Raw genomic sequence first — 20,146 nt, 5'->3', positions numbered from 1 at the left:
GCTCGCATGCGAATTCTGTTGCTGTCGCACTCCGACACCGACCTGCTCAGCGCCCGCGCGGCCGGCGGTCCGGTCGCGTACCGGTACGCCAACCCCTCCCGGCTCCCCCTGGACGACCTGCCCGGTCTGCTCGACGGCGCCGACCTGGTCGTCGTCCGGCTCCTCGGCGGCATCCGCGCCTGGCAGGAGGGCCTCGACGTTCTCCTCGCCGCGCAGAAGCCGGTCGTCGTGCTCACCGGCGAACAGGCCCCCGACGCCCAGCTCATGGCCACCTCCACCGTGCCGATCGGCGTGGCCACCGAGGCGCACGCCTACCTGGCGCACGGCGGCCCGGCCAACCTGGAGCAGCTGGCCCGCTTCCTGTCCGACACCGTGCTGCTCACCGGCCACGGCTTCGAGGCCCCGGCCGCCGCCCCCACCTGGGGCCCGCTGGAGCGCACCCCGCGCCACGAGACCGGCCCCACCATCGCCGTGCTCTACTACCGCGCCCACCACATGAGCGGGAACACCGCCTTCGTCGACGCCCTGTGCGCGGCGATCGAGGACGCCGGCGCGCAGGCCCTGCCGCTGTACGTGGCGTCCCTGCGCGCCCCCGAGCCGGAGCTGCTCGACCGGCTGAGGACCGCGGACGCGATCGTGACCACCGTCCTCGCCGCCGGCGGCACCAAGCCCGCCGAGGCGCAGGCCGGCGGCGACGAGGAGTCCTGGGACGCGGGCGCGCTGGCCGCGCTCGACGTGCCCGTGCTGCAGGCGCTGTGCCTGACCGGCTCGCGCGCCGCCTGGGAGGAGAACGACGAGGGCCTGTCGCCGCTGGACGCGGCCAGCCAGGTCGCCGTCCCCGAGTTCGACGGCCGCCTGATCACCGTCCCGTTCTCCTTCAAGGAGATCGACGAGGACGGCCTGCCCGCGTACGTCGCCGACGCCGAGCGCGCCGCCCGCGTCGCCGGCATCGCCGTTCGCCACGCCCGCCTGCGGCACATCCCGAACGCCGAGAAGAAGCTGGCGCTCGTCCTGTCCGCGTACCCGACCAAGCACTCCCGCATCGGCAACGCGGTCGGCCTGGACACCCCCGCCTCCGCGGTGGCGCTGCTCGACCGCCTGATCGCCGAGGGCTACGACTTCGGCCCCAGGGCCGAGATCCCCGGCCTGGTCTCCGGCGACGGCGACGAGCTGATCTACGCGCTGATCGAGGCCGGCGGCCACGACCAGGACTGGCTCACCGAGGAACAGCTCGCGCGGAACCCGGTCCGCATCCCGGCCGCCGACTACAAGCGCTGGTACGCGCAGCTGCCCGAGGAGCTGCGCGCCGAGGTCGAGGAGCACTGGGGCCCGCCGCCCGGCGAGATGTTCCTCGACCGCTCGCGCAACCCCGAGGGCGACATCGTCCTCGCCGCCCTGCGCCGCGGGAACCTGCTGATCCTCATCCAGCCGCCGCGCGGCTTCGGCGAGAACCCGATCGCGATCTACCACGACCCCGATCTGCCGCCCTCGCACCACTACCTGGCCGCCTACCGCTGGATCGCCGCCCGCGCCGAGGACGGCGGCTTCGGCGCCGACGCGATGGTGCACCTCGGCAAGCACGGCAACCTCGAATGGCTGCCCGGAAAGAACGCCGGCCTGTCCGCGGCCTGCGGCCCGGACGCGGCGCTCGGCGACCTCCCGCTCGTCTACCCGTTCCTGGTCAACGACCCGGGCGAGGGCACCCAGGCCAAGCGGCGCGTCCACGCCACGCTCGTCGACCACCTCGTGCCGCCGATGGCCCGCGCCGACAGCTACGGCGACATCGCCCGCCTGGAGCAGCTGCTCGACGAGTACGCGCAGATCAGCAGCATGGACCCGGCGAAGCTGCCGGCGATCCGGGCGCAGATCTGGACGCTGATCCAGGCCGCGAAGCTCGACCACGACCTCGGCATGGAGGAGCGGCCCGACGACGACGGCTTCGACGACTTCCTGCTGCACGTCGACGGCTGGCTGTGCGAGGTCAAGGACGCCCAGATCCGCGACGGCCTGCACGTCCTCGGCGGCGCGCCGGCCGGCGAGGCCCGGGTCAACCTGGTCCTCTCCATCCTGCGGGCCCGTCAGATCTGGGGCGGCACGCAGGCGCTGCCCGGACTGCGCGAGGCCCTCGGCCTGGACGAGTCCGCCGCCACCCGCACCACCGCCGACGAGGCCGAGGCGCGGGCCCGCGAGCTGGTCGAGGCCATGGAATACGCCGACTGGTCCGTGGACGCCATCCCCGACGCGTACGGCCCCGAGGTCGCGGCGGTCCTCCGCTTCGCCTGCGAGCAGGTCGTGCCGCGGCTGGCCGCGACGACGGACGAGCTCGACCACGCCGTGCACGCCCTCAACGGCGGCTTCGTGCCGGCCGGCCCCTCCGGCTCGCCGCTGCGCGGTCTGGTCAACGTGCTGCCGACGGGCCGGAACTTCTACTCCGTCGACCCCAAGGCCGTGCCCTCGCGGCTCGCCTGGGAGACCGGCCAGGCGCTGGCCGACTCGCTCCTGGAGCGGTACCGCACCGACAACGGCGAGTGGCCGACCTCGGTGGGCCTGTCGCTGTGGGGCACGAGCGCGATGCGCACCGCCGGCGACGACGTCGCCGAGGCCCTGGCGCTGCTCGGCGTCCGCCCCGTGTGGGACGAGGCGTCGCGCCGGGTGAAGGGCCTGGAGGCCGTGCCGCTCGCCGAGCTGGGCCGGCCCCGGATCGACGTGACCCTGCGCATCTCCGGCTTCTTCCGGGACGCGTTCCCGCACGTCATCGGGCTGCTCGACGACGCGGTCCGGCTGGTGGCCGGGCTCGACGAGCCCGCCGAGCAGAACCACGTCCGGGCGCACGCCCAGGCCGACCTGGCCGCGCACGGCGACGAACGCCGCGCCACCACGCGCATCTTCGGCTCCCGGCCGGGCACGTACGGCGCGGGCCTGCTCCAGCTGATCGACTCCCGCGACTGGCGCACCGACGCCGACCTCGCCGAGGTGTACACGGTGTGGGGCGGCTACGCGTACGGCCGCGGCCTCGACGGCCGCCCGGCGCGCGAGGAGATGGAGACCGCGTACAAGCGGATCGCGGTGGCCGCGAAGAACACCGACACCCGCGAGCACGACATCGCCGACTCCGACGACTACTTCCAGTACCACGGCGGCATGGTGGCGACCGTGCGCGCGCTGCGGGGCACCGCCCCGGAGGCGTACATCGGCGACTCGACCCGGCCGGAGACCGTGCGCACCCGCACGCTGGTCGAGGAGACCAGCCGGGTCTTCCGCGCCCGCGTCGTCAACCCGCGCTGGATCGAGGCGATGCGCCGGCACGGCTACAAGGGCGCGTTCGAGCTGGCGGCGACGGTCGACTACCTCTTCGGCTACGACGCCACGACCGGGGTGGTCGCCGACTGGATGTACGACAAGCTCACGCAGGAGTACGTCCTCGACCCGGAGAACCAGGCCTTCCTGAAGGAGGCCAACCCGTGGGCGCTGCACGGCATCGCCGAGCGTCTCCTGGAGGCCGAGTCCCGGGGCATGTGGGAGAAGCCGGACGCCGAGACCCTGGCCGCCCTCCGCCAGGTGTTCCTGGAGACGGAGGGCGACCTCGAAGGGGCTGCGGACTCCGACGACTAGCGGGTGTACGCGCCCGCCGGGGCCGTCAGTTCCAGACGGCGGCCCCGGAAGCCCGCGCGGATCCTCCGGTCGTGGGTGACGATCACCAGCGTGCCGGCGTAGGGCGCGACGGCCGCCTCCAGTTCCTCCACCAGGCCGGGCGCCAGGTGGTTGGTCGGCTCGTCGAGCAGCAGCAGGTCGAGCGGGCGGGTCACCAGCCGGGCCAGCTCCAGCTTGCGGCGCTGCCCGGTGGACAGCTCCCGCACCGGCGTGGCCAGGTCGGCGGCGGCGAACAGCCCGAGCCGCAGCAGCTCCTCCGCCCGCTCCGCGCCGTACGCGACGGCGAGCGGGCGCGGGTCGTCCGGCGGGGCGGTGTCCTGCCGGAGCAGGCCGACGCGTTCGGGGGGCGGCGCGGTCACCGTGCCGTCGTCCGGGGCGAGTTCGCCGGCGAGGACCTTGAGCAGGGTGCTCTTGCCGGCGCCGTTCGCCCCGGTGACGAGCAGCCGCTCCCCCGGCTCCAGCCGCAACTCGTCCAGCGCGAGCCGGCCCCCGACCCGCAGGCCGGTCGCGGCGACGGCCGCGCCCGTGCCGGCGACGCGGGCCGTGAACCGCAGCGGCTCGGGCGGCGCCGGGACCGGGTGCCCGGCGAGCCGGCGCTGCCGCTCCCGGGCCGCGCGGATGCGGCTCATCGCACCGTGCGCCCGTGACCGGGCCCGGAAGGCGCCCGCGCCGCTGAAGGACGCCGGGGCCTTGCGGGGGATGGCGGTGAAGCGGTCGATGTTCGTGTCGGCGAGCGCGGAGTACCGGGCGTGGCGCGCCTTCCACTCCTCGTACTCCCGCTCCCAGCGGGCCCGGGCCGCGGCGCGGCCGGCGAGGTAGCCGGCGTATCCGTTGCCGTACCGGCGGACGGTGCGCCGCTCGTGGTCCACCTCCAGGACGGCGGTGGTGACCCGGTCGAGGAACGTCCGGTCGTGGCTGACGGCGACGACCGTGCCCCGGTGGGCGCGCAGCCGTTCCTCCAGCCAGGCCACGGCCTCGTCGTCGAGGTCGTTGGTCGGCTCGTCGAGCAGCAGCAGCTCGGGGTCGGCGGCGAGGACGGCCGCGAGCGCGAGCCGGGAGCGCTGCCCTCCGGAGAGCGTGGCGAGCGGGCGGTTCCGGTCGAGCGCGGTCCGCTCGCCGAGCCGCCGCAGGGTCGTTCCGACCCGCCGGTCGGCGTCGGCGCCGCCGCGCGCCTCGTACGCGGCGAGCAGCGCGGCGTATCCGTCGAGGTCCCCGGTCGCGTCCAGCGCCGCCTCGGCCTCCCGGATGCGCCGCTCCAGCCGGCGCACGTCGGCGAGGGCGACGTCGATCGCCTCGCCGACGGACGCGGTGCCGGGCAGGTCCAGGGTCTGGGCCAGGTGGCCCGTGCCCCCGGGGGAGACGACGGCCACGGCTCCGTCGTCCGGCCGCTCCAGGCCGGCGAGCAGCCGGAGCAGCGTGGACTTGCCGGAGCCGTTGTCGCCGACGACGCCGACGCGCTCGCCGGAGCGGACGGAGACGGTGACCCGGTCGAGCACGGGCCGGGTGTCGTAGCGCTTGGTGACGTCGGTGAGATGAACGCGGAACAAGGGCGCCTCCGTTGGCCGTCGATCAACGAGACGGGACGTCTCGTATCGACGACCGTACGGCAGTCGCGGCGCGTTCGCAAGACGTTCCGTCTCGCGAGTTCGAAGATCAGGCGGAGAGCAGCCGCAGGGCGAGCGCCGCCACCGCGAGAAGGGTGAGCACGACGACCGGCGCGACCGCGTAGTCCTTCTTGCGCAGGTGGGTGATCAGAGCGCCGACGAAGTACAGGACGACGCCCACCGCCGCCGCGCCGCCGAGCAGCGGGACCGCGAGTCCGGCGAGCAGGCCGAGGGCGCCGGCGAGCTTGGCGGTGGCCAGCCACGGCAGCCAGGTCTCGGGCACGTCGAGCTTGGTCATGCTGCCCACGATCTGCGGGTTCCTGGTGAAGGTCAGGAAGGCGGAGGCGGACAGGGCGAAGGCCAGCAGGGCGGCGACGGCCGCGTAGCCGATGAACATGGGGATACTCCAACTGTCTCAATGGTCTGGGGACGAAAACCATTGACGACTATAAATGATTTCCTCGGCTCCACAATGGGCCCGCCGCTACGATGGGGCCATGGCAGCAGCTGACTCGACCGACCGCCTCGGCTTCCTCCTCTCGTACCGGGGGGAGCTCACCGGCGCCCGCATCCGCGCGGCGCTGGCCGTCGCGGGGCTGCACCCCAGGAACGCCATGACGCTGATGCAGCTCGCGCCCGGGGCCATGAGCCAGCGGGACCTGGCCGCCGCTCTGGAGGTCGACCCCAGCCAGCTGGTCGCGATCCTCAACGACCTGGAGAGCGCCGGCCTCTGCGAGCGGCGGCGCGACCCGGCGGACCGGCGCCGGCACATCGTGGAGCTGACGGACGCGGGCTCGGCCGCGCTCGACCAGGTGGACGCGGCGGTCGGCGAGGCCGAGCGCGAGCTGTTCGCCGATCTGACGGCCGAGGAGCAGGACGTCCTGCGCCGCCTGCTGGACCGCGTGGTCGTGGAGCGCGGCGACCACGAGTGCGGGGCGGAGTAGAACCCGGACCCCGGATCACGGACCCCGGATCAGGAAGACCGGATCAGGAAGAAGTGACGTCCGTGGCCTCCCTGTCAGGCCATTGTTCTAGTAGAGTGCGAACAACTCGAACTATGAACCATGAATGGGGGGCCGACCATGACGTCCGACCCGAGGCACACGAGCCGCCGCGGCCGCGTCCGGCCGCTGGCCGCACTGCCGTTCCTGCTCGCCCTCGCGGCGTACGCGACGGTGCTCGTCCTCTGGTGGGGGCGGCTGCCGGACCCGCTGGCCACACACTTCTCGGCAGCGGGCGGCCGCGCGGACGGCTGGACGTCCCGCACCGGAGCGGCCGTGACCGGCGCGGTCCTGCTGGGCGCGGCCGGCGCCGCCTGGACCGCTCTGGCCGAACGGCGGTCGCCGGCCGGTGCGTGGGCGACCGCCGGGTTCCTCGGTGGCCTGCTGGTGCTGATGCTGCACGGCAACCTGGACGCCGCCGATCCGCGGACCGTCGCCGCGCCGCCGAGCCACCTCGCCGTGGCGGCCGCCGTCGCGGGGCTCGCGGCGCTCGCCGGATGGGCGGCGAGCCGTCTCGTACCCGAGGAGGAGCGGCCGGCGGCGGCGGGCGGGGAGCCGTACGAGCGGCTGCCGCTGGGGCCGGGCGAGGTGGCCGGCTGGTCCCGGGACACCGGCTCCGGAGTGCTGACCGCGCTCGGCGCGGGCCTGCTGCTCGGCGGCCTGGTCGCGCTGGTCCTCGCGCCGTGGCCGGTGGCGCTCGCCCTGCTCGCGGTCGGCGTGCCGGGGCTCGCGCTCGCGCGGGTGCGGGTCACCGCCGACCGGCGCGGGCTGACCGTGGCGCCGGCACCGGCCGGCCGGCCCCGGATCCGGGTGCCGCTGGACGAGATCGAGAGCGCGAGCGTGTGCGAGGTGCGGGCCGTGACAGACTTCGGGGGCTGGGGCTACCGGGTCCGCGCCCACCGCACCGGCCTGGTCCTCCGCTCCGGCGAGGCCCTGGTCGTACGGCGGTCCGACGGCCGGGAGTTCGCGGTCACCGTCGCCGACGCGCGGACCGCGGCGGCCCTGCTCAACACGCTGGTCGCGCGCCGGGAAGGGGACTGACCGTGCTGTTCCGGGTGGATCCCGCCTCCGCCGTCCCGCTGGGCGACCAGATCGCCGCCTGTGTACGGGCCGCGCTCGCCGACGGCGCCGCCGAACCCGGCGAACGCCTGCCGGCGGCCCGCCAGTTGGCCGACTCCCTCGGCGTCAACGTGCACACCGTCCTGCGCGGCTACCAGCGGCTGCGCGAGGAGGGCCTCATCGAGCTCCGCCGTGGCCGCGGCGCCGTCATCGTCCCCGGCGTCACCGCTCCCGCCCGGGCCCGCCTGGTGGACCGGGTAAGGGAAGTCGTCGCCGAGGCACGGGAGTTGGGCGTCTCGGAGGACGAGCTGCTGACCCTCGTGCGGACGGAGCTCACGGCGCCGTAGGCGCGATCGGCCCGCCGGGCGGCACTCGCACGGGTGCGGTGGTCGAGTCGCCGGGCGCAGGGTGCGCTCTTAGACTGGCCGAGCCCGTACATGTACGACAAAGGGAGACAAACCCCATGTCCAAGCGAGGCAACAAGCGACGCGCGCGCAAGGGCAAGAAGGCGAACCACGGCAAGCGTCCCAACGCCTGACGACGCCTGACGGCACCAGACGCCCCGGGCCCCCGGCCCGGGGCCGGCCGCTGCCGGTGAGGAGGGTCCGCGATGGCCGCCGCCATAGCCGTGCACAGCGCCCGCCTGGGCGACGGCCGCCCCACCCTCCCGTACGCGGAGGCCGGCGGCCCCGACGGCATCCCGGTCGTCCTCGTCCACGGCTACGTGGACTCCTGGTGGACGTTCGAGCCGATGCTGCGCCGCATGCCGTCCGCCCTGCACGCCTACGCCCCCACGCAGCGCGGCCACGGCGACGCGGACAAACCGCCGGACGGGTACCTCCCCGAGGACTTCGCCGACGACCTCGTCGCCTTCCTCGACGCCCTCGGCCTGGACCGGGTGGTCCTCGTGGGCGGGTCGAGCGGCGGGGTGCAGGCGCGGATCACGGCCGGCCGGCGCCCGGACCGGGTGGCGGGGCTGGTCCTGCTCGGCACCCCGGCGGTGCTCGCGGACAAGCCGGGCGTGCGGGAGGTCTGGGAGACCGTGCGCACGCTGGAGGACCCCGTGGACCGCGCGTTCGCGGAGGACTTCGCCCGGGGACTGACGGCGGCGCCGGTGGGCCGCGGCTTCCTGGAGACCGTGATCGACGAGAACCTCAAGGCCCCGGCCCGTGTCTGGCGCGCGGCCCTGCGCGGCCTCCTGGAGACCGACCTGAGGGCGACGCTGACCGGCATCCTCGTCCCGACGCTGGTCGTCTGGGGCGACCGGGACCCCCTGCTGCCCCGCACGGACCAGCAGACGATCCTCGACACCGTCCCCGACTCCCGCCTGACGGTGTACGAGGGCGTCGGCCACGTCGCGTACTGGGAGGCCCCCGACCGCGTACTCCGCGACGTGACCGCCTTCGCCACGGCCGTTACGCTCCCCCGGTGAACGACGACACGCCCGCCGCCCTCCCCTGCTTCTGCCTGCTCTGCGCCCCCACGGAGTGGGGTGGACCGGTCCACGAGGAGCGCGACCGCCGCGTCATGCGGAGCGTGACGGACTTCGGCTGGCACGTCATGGGTGTCTTCGGCGACGACGCCCCCGGCGACTGGGGGTACTCCATCGGCCTCTGGCACAGCCTGCGCAGCCCCGAGATCAGCGTCTTCGGACTGCCCCAGGAGACCGCGATGCGCGTCGTGAACGCGGCGGGAGCGGCGGTCCGCGACGGCGCGCCCCTCGCCCTCGGCGAGCGCCGCGACGACGTCCTGAACGGCTACGAGGTCGTCGTCCACCCGGTGCATCCGAGCTGGTACCACGCCTTCTTCGGCGCGGGCATCGACTTCTACCAGACCCCGCCGCTGCCGATCGCCCAGCTCTTCTGGCCCGACCGGGCCGGCCGCTTCCCCTGGGACGACGACGCGGACGAGCAGTGCCGGACGCTGCAGCCCCTGCTGTGGCTGCCGAAGGAGGAGTCCCGTGGCCCGTGGGCGCAGGTCACGCCGTAGCGGGCGGGACGGACGGCGGACCGGCGGCGGGAACTCCCCGTTCCGCCGGGCGACTTCGACCGGTCAGGATCGGAGAAGCGAAGACGGTCCGTCAGAACTAACGTGAGCTGCATGGACATCACGATTCACACCACGGTCCTCCCGCACGAGGACCCGGACGCCTCCGTCGCCTTCTACCGCGACGTCCTCGGCTTCGAGGTCCGCAGCGACGTCGGCCAGGGCAAGATGCGCTGGATCACCGTGGGCCCGGCCGGCCAGCCCGGTACGTCGATCCTGCTGGCCCCGCCAGCCGCCGACCCCGGCATCACCGAGGCCGAGCGCCGCACCATCACCGAGATGATGGCCAAGGGCACGTACGGCTGGATCCTGCTGGCCACGCCGGACCTCGACGGCGTCTTCGACAAGGTCCAGGCCCGTGACGCCGAGGTCGTCCAGGAGCCCACCGAGCAGCCGTACGGCGTCCGCGACTGCGCGTTCCGCGACCCGGCCGGCAACCTCGTCCGCATCCAGGAAGTCCGCTGACGCATGTGCCGACCCGGCTGGGCCAGGGCCCGCACCGAGGCGCGGCGCCTCGCGGAGTACGCGCGGCTGCGCCGCGTCCGCGACCGGATCGACCGCGAGTACGCCCGCCCGCTGGACGTCGAGGCCCTGGCCCGGGCCGCGGGCATGGCGCCGAGGCCGCTGAGCAGCTCGTTCCGCGAGGCGTACGGGCTGTCGCCCTACGCGTACGTGACGGCGCGGCGCGCGGAGCGCGCGCGGGCGCCGCGACCGAACCACGACAGGAGAGTCCGATGACGACCACGAACCGCGGCAAGAGCGGCACCACCGACGGGAAGTCCTACGACGGCTTCACGGAGGAGGAGCGGGCGGCGATGAAGGAGCGGGCCAAGGAGCTGAAGGCCCCGGCCCGTCGCGGCGCGCGCGCCAAGGCCGACCCGGAGCCCGAGGTCCTCGCGAAGATCGCCGAGATGCCGGAGGCGGACCGCGTCCTGGCGGAGCGCGTCCACGCGCTCGTCCGGGAGGCGGCCCCGCAGCTGACGCCGAAGCTCTGGTACGGAATGCCGGCCTACGCCAGGGACGGCAAGGTCGTCGTCTTCTTCCAGAGCGCCGACAAGTTCAAGGCCCGCTACGCCACCCTCGGCTTCAACGACGCCGCCCGGCTCGACGAGGGCACGATGTGGCCGACCGCCTTCGCCCTCACGACCCTGACCACGGAGGACGAGGCCCTGATCAGCACCCTGGTGAAGAGGGCGGCGGGCTAGGGGGTGTCCGGAAAGTAGCGTCGTCTGCCCGAAGGGCAGGGCTCGCGGCGTCCGGTGCGTGTCATCGCAAGGCGGAGGAGGGAGCCATGGCGTGCCATGGCGACCGACGACAACGCCGCGAGGACGCGTGCCGGACGCCGCGAGCCAGGCGGGACTTTCCGGACACCCCCTAGGACCGGTCACGCCGCCGGCGGACGGGGCCGGCCCCAGGGCCGGGGCCGACGCGGCGGGCGGCGGCCCGGAGTCGACGCGGGGCGTCGCACGGGGCCGGCCGAGCGGGCCCGGCGCACGGGCCCGCAGGCACGGGGCCCGCAGGCACGGGCCCGCAGGCACGCGGCCGCGTGCGTCACGCGGCCGAGCCGGACGTGGCGGCGAGGGCGGTGAGGCCGGTGGCGCAGTCGGCGTACCGGGGGGTCCAGCCGAGTTCCGCGCGCGCCTTGGCGTTGGAGACGCGCAGGCTCGTGGTGCCGACCCGGTGCGCGTACGACAGGGGCCGCATCAGCCAGGCCGGCACCGTCCTCGGCCGCGGCGTGCCGAACGCCGCGGCGACCGCGCGGACGTGCGCCCCGAAGCCGGTCGGGGTGTCGTCCGCGATGTTGTACGCCTCCCCGGCGCGGCCGCGCTCGACCGCGAGGACCACCGCCCGCGCCGCGTCGCCCAGTTCGACCCACGACAGGACGCGCCCCCGGTCCGCCACCGCCGGCAGCTTCCGCCGGCGCAGCAGCTCCACGAGCCCCTCGGTGCCGCCCGCCCCGTAGAACAGTCCGAAGCGCAGCGCGACGCCCTCGATCCCGTCGGCGCCGAGCATCAGTTCCTCCTTGATGCGCACCGCGTCCATGTGCGCCTGGGCGTGCCGGTCGGAGCCGGGGGGCCCGAAGGGGTCGTTCTCGCCGAGCACCCGGTCGCCGAAGTCCCGGTACCCGTACCCGAAGACCATCGACTCGGCGATCATCCGCCGCGCCCCCACCGCCCGCGCCGCATCGACGAGATGCGCGGTGCCCCGGATCCGCAGGGCGTCGGTGGCGGCCAGGTCCCGGTGCCTCATCGGGGCCTCGCGCAGCGCGGTCGCCGCGTGGACGACGGTGTCGACCTGCCGTCCGTCGACGGCCCGCAGCAGGGCGTCGCGGTCCATCAGATCGGCGACGAGGTCGTTGCCGGGGCCCCGCCCCAGGCTCAGCACGCGATACCCCGTGCGGGTCAGCTCCGCGGCGACGTGACGCCCGAAGACCCCACTCGCCCCTGCCAGCAGCACGTTCTTGGTGTCCGTCATGCCCATCGGACACCGGGGCCGCGCCGGACGTGACATCCGCCGGTGTGACCCGCCCCACCCGCCGCCCTCCGCGACCTCGGACGGCCGGCCGTCAGGGAGCCGCCTCGACGGCCGGCGCGGCCTCGGAGGCGTCCTCCTCCGGTTCCCAGCGCAGGAGGTCTCCGGGCTGGCAGTCGAGCACCTCGCACAGCGCGGCGAGCGTGGTGAAGCGGACCGCCTTGGCCCGCCCGTTCTTGAGCACGGCGAGATTCGCGGGGGTGATGCCGACCCGTTCGGCGAGCTCGCCCACCGACATCTTGCGCCGGGCCAGCAGGACGTCGATGTCCACGACGATCGGCATCAGATCACCTCGTCGAGCTCGGCCCGCATCCGCGTGGCCTCGCCGTCGCGGGCGACCGCCTGGGCGAGCAGCATCCGCAGGACGAGGACGACGAGGGCGACGCCGAACACCGCGAGGCTCGCCCCGCAGATCAGCAGGACGACGCCCGGGGCGACGGCCTCGCCGGGGGCGAGGAGGACGGCGAACGCGAAGACGACGAGGGCGCCCGCCGCGAACGCCCCGGTGATGACGTCCACGTAGCGGAAGGCGGCGTGGGAGAACACCGTGCCCCGGCGCACCATCGTGACCAGCCGCCACACGCACACCAACACGACCTGGGCGGTCACCACACCCAGGACGACGATCACGAGCAGCGGCGTCCGCAGGTACGCGTACTCCGCCGCCAGCCCGTCGAGGTCGGCCGCCAGCAGCGGCACCATCACCGCCTCGACGAACACCGACCCCGCGAGCAACACCCCGAGCACGGCCCGCAGCGCGAGCACCGTCAGCTTCCCCATCCCCGCCTCCACGCACCGATGAGCTGTCAACTATCGACTGTCGACATGAATCTATCGATATTCGATAGACGAGGCAAGGTGGCGGGGACCGGGGGCCCTGCGCCTCAGCCCACCCACACCCCGTCCCGCATCAGATCGCGCCCCCGCAGTTCGTTCGCCTCGCGCCACGCCTGGACGCGGTGCGGGCGGATCAGGAAGTACTGGTAGGCGTCGAGGTCGCGCGGGTCGAACCCGGTCCGGTCGCGGAACCGGTCGCCGGTCCCGGCGGGGAGGCCGGCCAGGTCCACCGCCTCGGCGGTGCCGTCGACCACGACGACGTCGCGGGTGTGCCCGAGGCTGAGCCGCACCCGGCCGTCGGCGAGCAGGTTGCGGCCGGTGACGGAGGCGCGCGGCGTGGACACGAGGAACGCGTCGCCGTCCCAGAGGAACGAGAGCGGGACGAGGTACGCCCCGTCCGGGCCGGCGCTCGCGAGCCAGAGGTCGATGTCGTTCTCCAGCCGCTCGCGGGTGTCCCGCAGCCTCTCCGCGAGGGCGCGCGGCGCGGCGGCGGTCACGCCGTCGCCCCGGCGGCAGCGGCGACGGCCTCCCAGGCGAACCCGTCCGGGTCGGCGAAGGGCTCGACGGCCTCGCCGCCGATGGCCAGCCGGCGCGCGCCCGAGCCCTCGGGGCCGACGCCGAGGTCCTTGGCGAGGGCGCGGCGCCGGTAGAGGGCGAGCCTGACGGGGCCGGTCCCGGCGGCGAACTCGGCGTAGACGCGCCCGAAGCTCTTGTCGACGGTCATGCCGCGCTCCACGTAGAACCGCCGGCTCGCGGCCACGTCGGCGACCCCGAGCAGCAGCACGAACGCGTCGATCCGGCCGGTGGCGGGCCCGGTGTCCTTCCTGGCGGAGGTCGCGACCTTCCAGATGGTCCCGTCCGGGGCGCGGAAGACGCCGCCGTACCCCCACAGCGACTTCGCCGCAGGCTTCAGCGAGGTGGCGCCGGCGGCGAGGGCCGCGCCGAGCAGCAGATCGACGTCGGCGGGCTGCGCGACGGTCAGCGCCAGGGTGTACCCGCGGAACCCCTCCGACGGCTCCTCCGAGCCCCGCAGGCGCACGAGGCCGGTCAGACCGGCCTCGTCGTAGAAACGTCCGGCGGCCTCGACGTCGGCCACTTCCAGGGTGAGACACGCGATGTTCGTCATGCCCCGAACGCTACAAACGGCCGGCGCCCTCGGGCTTCTCGATTCCTGACCGACTGCCCGGGGCGCGCTCCTCCGCCGTGGCGAGCCAGAAGTAGAGCGGGGGGAGGGCGAGTTCGAGGACCGTCAGGAAGATCTGGAAGCCGTGCGGGCGACCCTCGGCGGCGAGGGAGAGCAGGCGGCCGATGCCGCCCAGGAGGAAGACGGCGGCCAGCCAACGCACCGCGTACGCCGGGATCGGGCGCTGCCGGGCGGCCCACAGCCAGGCCAGCCCGTACCCGGCGAACGCGGCGCCCATGAAGCGGCCCCAGCTGTCGACGGTGGGGCCCGCCTCGGCGGCGCCGGGGAGCGCCGCGTTGCCGAGGGCCACGTGGGCCAGGCCGATCGCCACGCAGGCCCAGCCCATCAGGAGTGTCAGTACGCGCAGAGCCTTGGCCACGGTGCCTCCCGGCGGTCCCGGCGGAGCTTGGTCGACGTGTGTCTACTTACACAGTGGCGCTGCTAGTAGACGTGTGTCAACTAGACTGGGCGGGTGCCTCCCCGCCAGCGGCTCTCCCCCGCCGACCGTCGCGCCCAGCTCCTCTCCGTCGGCGCGCGGCTCTTCGCCGCGCACCCGTACGACGACGTGCGGATGGAGGAGGTCGCCGCGCAGGCGGGCGTGTCCCGCGCGCTGCTCTACCGCCACTTCCCCAGCAAGCACGCGCTGTTCGCCGCCGTCTACCAGCAGGCCGCCGACCGGCTGCTCGCCGAGACGCGGCTCGATCCGGCCGACTCCCTGGCGGAGCAGCTCGCCCAGGGCATGGACGTCCACCTCGACTACTTCGTGGCGAACCGCAACGCCGTCCTCGCCGCGAACCGGGTCCTCGCGGGCGACCCGGTGGTCCAGACGATCATGACGAACGAGCTGGACGCGCTCCGCACGCGGCTGCTCACCGTCCTCCCGCTCGCGGACGACGGCGCCCACGACGCCGTCTCCGGCGTCCTGAAGAGCTGGCTCGTCTTCGTCCGGGTCCTCTGCGTCGACTGGCTCACCCACGAGACCTGCCCCCGTGACCAGCTGCGTGACGTCTGCGTCGGCGCCGCCCTCGGCGCCCTCCGCTCCCTCCTCGCCGAGGACCCGGACGGGCGGATCGGTGAGCTTCCCGGCGCGTAGCGCTCGTAGGAAGACACGAACCTCGGCGCTGAGGCCGCTCAAGTTTCATGTTTTCAACGCCTGCCTGAAACAGGCCAGTTGACGATCTACTCGACGGACAAGCCGAACCAACGAACGGGAAAAGCCTTGTCCGAGAAGCTGCCCGGCCGTCAGGTCGAGATCTCCTGGCCCGACCTCGGCATCACGGTCGCCGCCGACCTCGACGACCGCAACCCGGCGCTCGCCGACGCCCTCTGGGAGTCCCTGCCCTACCAGAGCCTCCAGGGACACGCCCTCATCGCGGGCGAGCACCTCTACCACGTGGCGCCGATACCGAGTCTGCTCCACACGCCCCACACCACCCGCATCCCCGACCGGCGCGACGCCCCCGACGGCACCGTGTTCTGCTCGGGTCTGCAGCACCTCGGCATCAAGTACGGCACCCTGACCGAGCCGATGCCCGCCACGCCCGTCGGGCGGATCCGCGAGGCGGACATGTCCGCCCTGCGGGAGGCCGGCGCCGCGGTCTGGGACGCCGTCTACTCCACGAAGAAGCAGATCCTCGTCGAGGTCCGCCGCGCCGGCGGACCGAGCGGCCACCGCATCCCGCGGCTGCACGCGTCCCACGCGGACGCCGGGCGCCTGATCGCCGACATCGTCGCCGAGACCGAACGGATCTGGCTCGCGCCGCCCGCCGAGCTGGACGACCTGCACCGGGGCGTCATCCCCTCCGGCGCGGGCAACTTCGGCACCGTCCTGCCCACCCTGCTGTTCGTCAACGGCGAGACCAGGCCACTGGGTTACGCGTCGTACGGCGGTCTCGTCCGCGCCGCCGTCCAGGGCATGCCGATGGACTCGCTCGTCCACATGACCCGCCTGCTCGTCGGCGTACCGGCCGAGTTCCTGGGCTACTGCGGGCTGGAGAAGCTCTGGGCGTTCACGCAGCGCTTCCTCGACGTCCTGGACGTCCTCGACCGTGACGACTTCTACGCCGTCACCAGCCAGATGGCCCTCTACATCAACTGCCTCGGCGGCTGGAACCTGCAGCTGTACCCGTGGGAGACCGGGGACCACCTGCGCCGGCAGGACGTGCGGGTGGAGGCGTGAGCGCGCTGCCCGCCCGCGCCGACGCCGTCGTCATCGGCGGCGGGGTCGTCGGCACCTCGGCCGCGTTCCACCTCGCCGAAGCCGGCGTGGACACCGTCCTGCTGGAGCGCGGCGGCCTCGGCGGCGGGGCCTCCGCGCACACCGCCGGCATGGTCCGCACGTACTTCCCCGGCGCCCCCGCCACCGGGCGGCGGGCCGTGCGCAGCCTGGAGGCGTACCGCGCCTTCGCCCGCCGCACCGGGGCCCCGCTCGCCCTCGGGCGGCTCGGGTTCCTGGTGCTGTTCACCGACGAGCGGCAGATCGCCGACTTCGAGGCCGACCAGGAGGCGCAGCGGGCCGCCGGCGTGGAGGTCGGCCTGATCGGCGCCCGCGAGGCGGCCGGGCTCAACCCGCTGGTCGGGGAACGCGCCGTGCTGGCCGCCGCCTGGTCCCCCGAGGCGTACCACGTGGACGGCCTCGACATCGTGCGCGGCTACGCCGCCGGCGCCCGCGGCCACGGCGCCCGCCTGTACACCCACACCCCCGTCGTCCGCATCGACGACGACAACACCGTCCACACCCCGCGGGGCAGCGTCAGGGCGGACACCATCGTGTGCGCGGCCGGGCCCTGGGCCGGCGAGGTGGCGTCGCTGGCGTCGGTCGACCTGCCGCTGGCGCCGCACGCGATGGAGATGCTGTTCACCGACGTCCCGCCCGCGCCGCACCCCGAGCTGCCGATGACCCTGGACGCCGGCTCCGGCCTGCGGATCCGCTCGTGGCGGGACCGCATCCTGCTCGCCATGGGCGCGCCGAAGGCCGACGAGACGCGCGACGCCTGGCTCGGCCGCGTCTCCGGCCGGCTCGGCGCGCTCTTCCCCGCCCTGGACGGCATCGGCCTGCACCGCGCGTGGAGCGGCGACTTCGACGCCAGTCCCGGCAACACCGCCTTCATCGGCGCCCACCCCACCCGCCGCTTCCTGTACGCGGCCGGGTTCACCGGCGCGGGCCTGTGCCAGGCGCCCGCGGCCGGGGAGCAGCTCCGCGACCTGCTGATCGCCGCGTAGCCCCGCGCAGCCGCACGTCGCCGCACATAGCGGCACGTCGCCACGCGAGCAGCCCCAGTCCCCGACAGGAAAGAATGCCGTGATCGTTCTCGGATGTAATGGTTTCACCCGGGTGTCGGAGTTCTTCTCCGAACGCCTCGGTGCGACCGGCATCAACAAGCACTACCTCCTGGGCCACGACGCCGCCGCCGCGCTCCTGATCGACGGCCGCCTCGTCGCCGCGGTGGAGGAGGAACGCCTCAACCGGGAGAAGAAGACCACCGACTTCCCCGCGCACGCGATCGACTGGTGCCTGAAGGAAGCCGGCATCACGTTCGACGACGTCGACCTCTTCGCCTTCCCCTGGAACTGGACGCCGCAGGTCCTGGACGAGATCCGGGACGGCATCCGCGCCTCCGCGCTGCCGGAGGCCGCGAAGACCCGCCTCGTCGGCGACATGGCCGACCTGTACGACCAGGTCGTCGGCCACGAGGCGATCCTCGCGGACTTCGAGGCCCGTACCGGACACCGCCCCGACCGGGCCAAGGTCCGCTTCGTCCCGCACCACCTGGCCCACGCCACGACCGGCTACTACCTCGCCGGCATGAAGGACGCCGCGTTCCTCGTCAGCGACGGCCGCGCCGAGCGCTACTCGACCCTGGCGGGCGAGATCCGCGACGGCCGGATCACCGTCTTCGACGACACGGTCACCGGCGCCCAGTACTCCATGGGCACCCTGTTCTCCTCCCTCACCCGCTTCCTCGGCTTCGTCCCCAACAACGACGAGTACAAGGTGATGGGCCTGGCCGGGTACACCGAGCCGCCGGTGCCGAACCCGTTGGTCGAGCGTCTCCTGCGGCTGCACGACGACGGCCGCTACAGCTTCACCCAGCCGCTGCGGACCGACGACCTGCACAGCCACGACGCCCTGTTCGAGGAGTACTTCGGGCCCTTCTCGGACAGCCTCGCGTACAAGGCCCGCGTCGCCGCGGCCGCGCAGCAGATGCTGAACGTCGCCACCGCCCACCAGGTCCGCCACCTGGAGAAGCGGACGGACCTCGACCGGCTCCTCTTCGAGGGCGGCGTCGCCCTCAACTGCCTCAACAACACACCGCTGTTCGAGGGCTCCCGCTTCACGGACATGCAGGTCAGCTTCGGCGCGTCCGACACCGGCATCACCATCGGCGCGGCGGCCCACGCCTGGCTCGACGACCCCGGCACCGGCCCCGAGGACATCCTCGCCGCCGCCTCCGCCCCTGTCACGCCCTACCTGGGCCCGGCGTACGACGAGGCCGCGATCGAGGAGGCCCTGGAGGGCTTCGCCGGGCGCGTCACCGTCTCGCGCCTGGACGACGACGAGATCGTCGAGCAGGTGGCACGACTGCTCACGCGGAAGGTCGTCATCGGCTGGTTCGAGGGCCGCGTCGAGCACGGACCGCGCGCGCTGGGGCACCGCAGCATCCTCGCCAATCCCGGCTTCGGCGACATCAAGGACATCATCAACACCCGGGTGAAGCACCGGGAGCCGTTCCGCCCGTTCGCCCCTCTGGTCCTCGAAGAGCGAGCACCGGAGATCTTCGAGATGGGCCGCAAGACCAGCTCCCCGTACATGACGTTCGTGTTCCCCGTCCGCGAGGAGTGGCGGGACCGCATCCCCGGCGCGGTGCACGTGGACGGCACCTCACGCGTCCAGACGCTGACGGACGAGGGGACCCCGCGGCTGACGGCGCTGCTGCGCAGGTTCACCGAACTCACCGGCACGCCCTGCCTGATCAACACCTCGTTCAACGTCGCCGGCGAACCCATCGTCTGCAGCCCCACCGACGCCCTGAACTGCTTCCTCGGCACCGAGATCGACCACCTGATCCTCGGCAACCACCTGATCACCAAGAACTAGGAGCACCCCATGCCCGACCGGATCCAGATCCAGCGCAAGCACACCATGTACCACTCCACGATCCTGGACGCCGACCCGGACACCGTGTGGGCGACCATCCGCGACGCCATGCAGATCCTGGAGATCGTCTCCCCCGGCGACCTGGACGTCCACCGGGACGTCAGCTGGGTGGAGGGCGGCTCGGTCGAAACGGTGCCGGCCCGCTACGACTTCAAACTCACGCTCAGCGACAAGGTCGTCCAGCAGGAGATCGCCGCCCGCGACGAAATCAACCGGACCCAGTCGTACCGCGCCGTCGCCCCCACCAGCGGGGTCGCGAACTACGAGGCCACCATCCGCGTCTTCCCCATCACCAACGACCCGGCCCGCAGCTTCTTCGACTGGTCGCGGACGCTGGAGATCGCCGAGGACGCCGACCTGGGCGTCGTCGAGGGCATCATCGGCATCATGGAGAAGCAGACCGACGCCGTACGCGACCACTTCGCGCGGACGGTTCGGTGAGCGACGTGACGACGCTCGTGCTGCTGCGGCACGGCGAGACCCTGCTCACGCCCGAGCGGCGGCTCTCCGGCAGCGGGGGCTCCAACCCGGGGCTCTCGCCGGAGGGCCGCCGCCAGGCTCAGGCGGCGGCGGACGCCCTCGCGCGCCGCGGCGGCATCGACGCGGTCGTCACGTCCCCGATGCGGCGCTGCGCGGAGACCGCGCGCGCCGCGGCCGCCCGCCTGGGCCTGGGCGTCCGGGCCGAACCGGACCTGCGGGAGGCGGACTTCGGCGCCTGGGAGGGCCTGACCTTCGCCGAGGTCCGCGCCCGCCACCCGGAGGACCTGGACGCCTGGCTCGCCTCCTCCGAGCACCGCCCCACGGGCGGGGGCGAGACCATGCAGGAGGTCACCCGCCGGGTCGCCGCCGTACGCGACGGCCTCCTGTCCCGCCACGCCGGCGCCACGGTGCTGGTCGTCTCCCACGTCGGCCCCCTCCGCACGCTGATCCGCCTCGCCCTCCAGGCCCCGCCCCACACCCTCTTCCGCCTGGACCTCGGGGCAGCCTCCCTGACGACCCTCACCTACACCCCCTCCGGCACCGCCACCCTCCACACCCTCAACGACACCCACCACCTGCCGACGGCGCCGTAGCC

Annotated in this window: 24 protein-coding genes; 16 read left to right on the top strand and 8 right to left on the bottom strand. The window is 73.9% G+C overall.

Features of this window, described 5'->3' with window-relative positions:
• Positions 1-6: 6 nt before the first annotated feature.
• On the top strand, positions 7-3,612 hold the full coding sequence (cobN, locus tag ACNJ93_RS16880; protein ID WP_418958226.1) for a cobaltochelatase subunit CobN: 3,606 nt from the start codon (positions 7-9) through the stop codon (positions 3,610-3,612).
• Here the strand turns inward: cobN and abc-f are convergent.
• Positions 3,609-5,198: a ribosomal protection-like ABC-F family protein gene (gene abc-f / locus ACNJ93_RS16875; RefSeq protein ID WP_418958225.1), complete on the bottom strand. Its 1,590-nt coding sequence runs from the start codon at positions 5,196-5,198 to the stop codon at positions 3,609-3,611. The two genes, cobN and abc-f, sit on opposite strands and share 4 nt — an antisense overlap.
• A gap of 106 nt (positions 5,199-5,304) precedes the next feature.
• On the bottom strand, positions 5,305-5,652 hold the full coding sequence (locus ACNJ93_RS16870; RefSeq protein ID WP_418958224.1) for a DoxX family protein: 348 nt from the start codon (positions 5,650-5,652) through the stop codon (positions 5,305-5,307).
• A 100-nt stretch (positions 5,653-5,752) separates the two neighbouring features.
• Between ACNJ93_RS16870 and ACNJ93_RS16865 the strand changes: the two genes are divergently transcribed.
• From ACNJ93_RS16865 to ACNJ93_RS16825, 9 genes are all read left to right on the top strand, one after another.
• Positions 5,753-6,199, top strand: coding sequence for a MarR family winged helix-turn-helix transcriptional regulator (locus ACNJ93_RS16865; RefSeq protein WP_418958223.1), 447 nt, complete (start codon positions 5,753-5,755; stop codon positions 6,197-6,199).
• A gap of 138 nt (positions 6,200-6,337) precedes the next feature.
• The gene (locus ACNJ93_RS16860) at positions 6,338-7,297 is read left to right on the top strand and encodes a DUF1648 domain-containing protein (RefSeq protein ID WP_418958222.1); all 960 of its coding nucleotides are present in this window, start codon (positions 6,338-6,340) and stop codon (positions 7,295-7,297) included.
• 2 nt (positions 7,298-7,299) lie between these two features.
• Positions 7,300-7,662, top strand: a complete 363-nt coding sequence (locus tag ACNJ93_RS16855) for a GntR family transcriptional regulator (protein WP_418958221.1) — start codon at positions 7,300-7,302, stop codon at positions 7,660-7,662.
• A gap of 116 nt (positions 7,663-7,778) precedes the next feature.
• Positions 7,779-7,853 (top strand): 50S ribosomal protein bL37, encoded by a 75-nt coding sequence (locus ACNJ93_RS16850; protein WP_099048249.1) that lies wholly within the window; start codon positions 7,779-7,781, stop codon positions 7,851-7,853.
• Between the two features lie 72 nt (positions 7,854-7,925).
• Positions 7,926-8,747 (top strand): alpha/beta fold hydrolase, encoded by an 822-nt coding sequence (locus ACNJ93_RS16845; protein ID WP_418958220.1) that lies wholly within the window; start codon positions 7,926-7,928, stop codon positions 8,745-8,747.
• Entirely contained in the window at positions 8,744-9,304 is a 561-nt protein-coding gene (locus ACNJ93_RS16840) for a DUF4262 domain-containing protein (protein WP_418958219.1), read from the top strand. The genes ACNJ93_RS16845 and ACNJ93_RS16840 overlap by 4 nt, the downstream gene beginning before the upstream one ends.
• A gap of 111 nt (positions 9,305-9,415) precedes the next feature.
• Positions 9,416-9,826: a VOC family protein gene (locus ACNJ93_RS16835; protein WP_418958218.1), complete on the top strand. Its 411-nt coding sequence runs from the start codon at positions 9,416-9,418 to the stop codon at positions 9,824-9,826.
• 3 nt (positions 9,827-9,829) lie between these two features.
• Positions 9,830-10,099 (top strand): hypothetical protein, encoded by a 270-nt coding sequence (locus ACNJ93_RS16830; RefSeq protein WP_418958217.1) that lies wholly within the window; start codon positions 9,830-9,832, stop codon positions 10,097-10,099.
• Entirely contained in the window at positions 10,096-10,566 is a 471-nt protein-coding gene (locus ACNJ93_RS16825) for an iron chaperone (protein WP_418958216.1), read from the top strand. The genes ACNJ93_RS16830 and ACNJ93_RS16825 overlap by 4 nt, the downstream gene beginning before the upstream one ends.
• A 346-nt stretch (positions 10,567-10,912) precedes the next feature.
• Here ACNJ93_RS16825 and ACNJ93_RS16820 read toward each other — a convergent pair whose 3' ends face one another.
• The 6 genes from ACNJ93_RS16820 to ACNJ93_RS16795 form a co-directional block, all read right to left on the bottom strand.
• Positions 10,913-11,836: an NAD-dependent epimerase/dehydratase family protein gene (locus ACNJ93_RS16820; protein WP_418958215.1), complete on the bottom strand. Its 924-nt coding sequence runs from the start codon at positions 11,834-11,836 to the stop codon at positions 10,913-10,915.
• A 91-nt stretch (positions 11,837-11,927) separates the two neighbouring features.
• Entirely contained in the window at positions 11,928-12,176 is a 249-nt protein-coding gene (locus tag ACNJ93_RS16815; protein ID WP_418958214.1) for a helix-turn-helix domain-containing protein, read from the bottom strand.
• Positions 12,176-12,673 (bottom strand): DUF2975 domain-containing protein, encoded by a 498-nt coding sequence (locus ACNJ93_RS16810; RefSeq protein ID WP_418958213.1) that lies wholly within the window; start codon positions 12,671-12,673, stop codon positions 12,176-12,178. Before ACNJ93_RS16810 ends, ACNJ93_RS16815 begins: the two co-directional genes overlap by 1 nt.
• 104 nt (positions 12,674-12,777) lie before the next feature.
• Positions 12,778-13,227: a pyridoxamine 5'-phosphate oxidase family protein gene (locus ACNJ93_RS16805; RefSeq protein ID WP_418958212.1), complete on the bottom strand. Its 450-nt coding sequence runs from the start codon at positions 13,225-13,227 to the stop codon at positions 12,778-12,780.
• Positions 13,224-13,856 carry a glyoxalase gene (locus tag ACNJ93_RS16800; protein ID WP_418958211.1) on the bottom strand — a complete coding sequence of 211 codons (633 nt, stop codon included), beginning with the start codon at positions 13,854-13,856 and terminating at the stop codon, positions 13,224-13,226. Before ACNJ93_RS16800 ends, ACNJ93_RS16805 begins: the two co-directional genes overlap by 4 nt.
• Positions 13,857-13,866: 10 nt before the next feature.
• Complete coding sequence (locus ACNJ93_RS16795) at positions 13,867-14,292, bottom strand: DUF4345 domain-containing protein (RefSeq protein WP_418958210.1); 426 nt, start codon at positions 14,290-14,292, stop codon at positions 13,867-13,869.
• A 93-nt stretch (positions 14,293-14,385) separates the two neighbouring features.
• On the opposite strand from ACNJ93_RS16795, the gene ACNJ93_RS16790 reads away from it, so the two are divergent.
• The 6 genes from ACNJ93_RS16790 (at position 14,386) to ACNJ93_RS16765 (ending at position 20,144) form a co-directional block, all read left to right on the top strand.
• Entirely contained in the window at positions 14,386-15,006 is a 621-nt protein-coding gene (locus ACNJ93_RS16790) for a TetR/AcrR family transcriptional regulator (protein ID WP_418958209.1), read from the top strand.
• Positions 15,007-15,132: 126 nt separating this feature from the next.
• The gene (locus ACNJ93_RS16785; RefSeq protein WP_418958208.1) at positions 15,133-16,092 is read left to right on the top strand and encodes a hypothetical protein; all 960 of its coding nucleotides are present in this window, start codon (positions 15,133-15,135) and stop codon (positions 16,090-16,092) included.
• Positions 16,089-17,135, top strand: a complete 1,047-nt coding sequence (locus ACNJ93_RS16780) for an NAD(P)/FAD-dependent oxidoreductase (protein ID WP_418958207.1) — start codon at positions 16,089-16,091, stop codon at positions 17,133-17,135. The genes ACNJ93_RS16785 and ACNJ93_RS16780 overlap by 4 nt, the downstream gene beginning before the upstream one ends.
• A 79-nt stretch (positions 17,136-17,214) precedes the next feature.
• Positions 17,215-19,011 (top strand): carbamoyltransferase, encoded by a 1,797-nt coding sequence (locus ACNJ93_RS16775; protein ID WP_418958206.1) that lies wholly within the window; start codon positions 17,215-17,217, stop codon positions 19,009-19,011.
• A gap of 9 nt (positions 19,012-19,020) precedes the next feature.
• Positions 19,021-19,512 (top strand): SRPBCC family protein, encoded by a 492-nt coding sequence (locus tag ACNJ93_RS16770; protein ID WP_418958205.1) that lies wholly within the window; start codon positions 19,021-19,023, stop codon positions 19,510-19,512.
• A 5-nt stretch (positions 19,513-19,517) separates the two neighbouring features.
• A complete protein-coding gene (locus tag ACNJ93_RS16765; RefSeq protein ID WP_418958204.1) occupies positions 19,518-20,144 on the top strand; it encodes a histidine phosphatase family protein in 627 nt (208 codons plus the stop codon).
• The last annotated feature ends 2 nt before the right edge of the window (positions 20,145-20,146 follow it).

This window comes from Streptomyces tritici (assembly GCF_048500665.1).
Classification (GTDB): Bacteria; Actinomycetota; Actinomycetes; order Streptomycetales; family Streptomycetaceae; genus Streptomyces; species Streptomyces tritici.
Note: the sequence above shows the minus strand (reverse complement) of the source record. Positions and strands in the feature narration are given on the sequence as shown.

Excerpts from the sequence above, each read along its gene's own strand:
- ACNJ93_RS16860 (WP_418958222.1), top strand. The coding sequence starts at position 6,338 with ATGACGTCCGACCCGAGGCACACGAGCCGCCGCGGCCGCGTCCGGCCG.
- ACNJ93_RS16835 (WP_418958218.1), top strand. The coding sequence starts at position 9,416 with ATGGACATCACGATTCACACCACGGTCCTCCCGCACGAGGACCCGGAC.
- ACNJ93_RS16810 (WP_418958213.1), bottom strand. The coding sequence starts at position 12,673 with ATGGGGAAGCTGACGGTGCTCGCGCTGCGGGCCGTGCTCGGGGTGTTG.
- ACNJ93_RS16870 (WP_418958224.1), bottom strand. The coding sequence starts at position 5,652 with ATGTTCATCGGCTACGCGGCCGTCGCCGCCCTGCTGGCCTTCGCCCTG.
- ACNJ93_RS16800 (WP_418958211.1), bottom strand. The coding sequence starts at position 13,856 with ATGACGAACATCGCGTGTCTCACCCTGGAAGTGGCCGACGTCGAGGCC.
- cobN (WP_418958226.1), top strand. The coding sequence starts at position 7 with ATGCGAATTCTGTTGCTGTCGCACTCCGACACCGACCTGCTCAGCGCC.
- ACNJ93_RS16820 (WP_418958215.1), bottom strand. The coding sequence starts at position 11,836 with ATGACGGACACCAAGAACGTGCTGCTGGCAGGGGCGAGTGGGGTCTTC.
- ACNJ93_RS16865 (WP_418958223.1), top strand. The coding sequence starts at position 5,753 with ATGGCAGCAGCTGACTCGACCGACCGCCTCGGCTTCCTCCTCTCGTAC.
- ACNJ93_RS16825 (WP_418958216.1), top strand. The coding sequence starts at position 10,096 with ATGACGACCACGAACCGCGGCAAGAGCGGCACCACCGACGGGAAGTCC.
- ACNJ93_RS16830 (WP_418958217.1), top strand. The coding sequence starts at position 9,830 with ATGTGCCGACCCGGCTGGGCCAGGGCCCGCACCGAGGCGCGGCGCCTC.
- ACNJ93_RS16770 (WP_418958205.1), top strand. The coding sequence starts at position 19,021 with ATGCCCGACCGGATCCAGATCCAGCGCAAGCACACCATGTACCACTCC.
- ACNJ93_RS16815 (WP_418958214.1), bottom strand. The coding sequence starts at position 12,176 with ATGCCGATCGTCGTGGACATCGACGTCCTGCTGGCCCGGCGCAAGATG.
- ACNJ93_RS16845 (WP_418958220.1), top strand. The coding sequence starts at position 7,926 with ATGGCCGCCGCCATAGCCGTGCACAGCGCCCGCCTGGGCGACGGCCGC.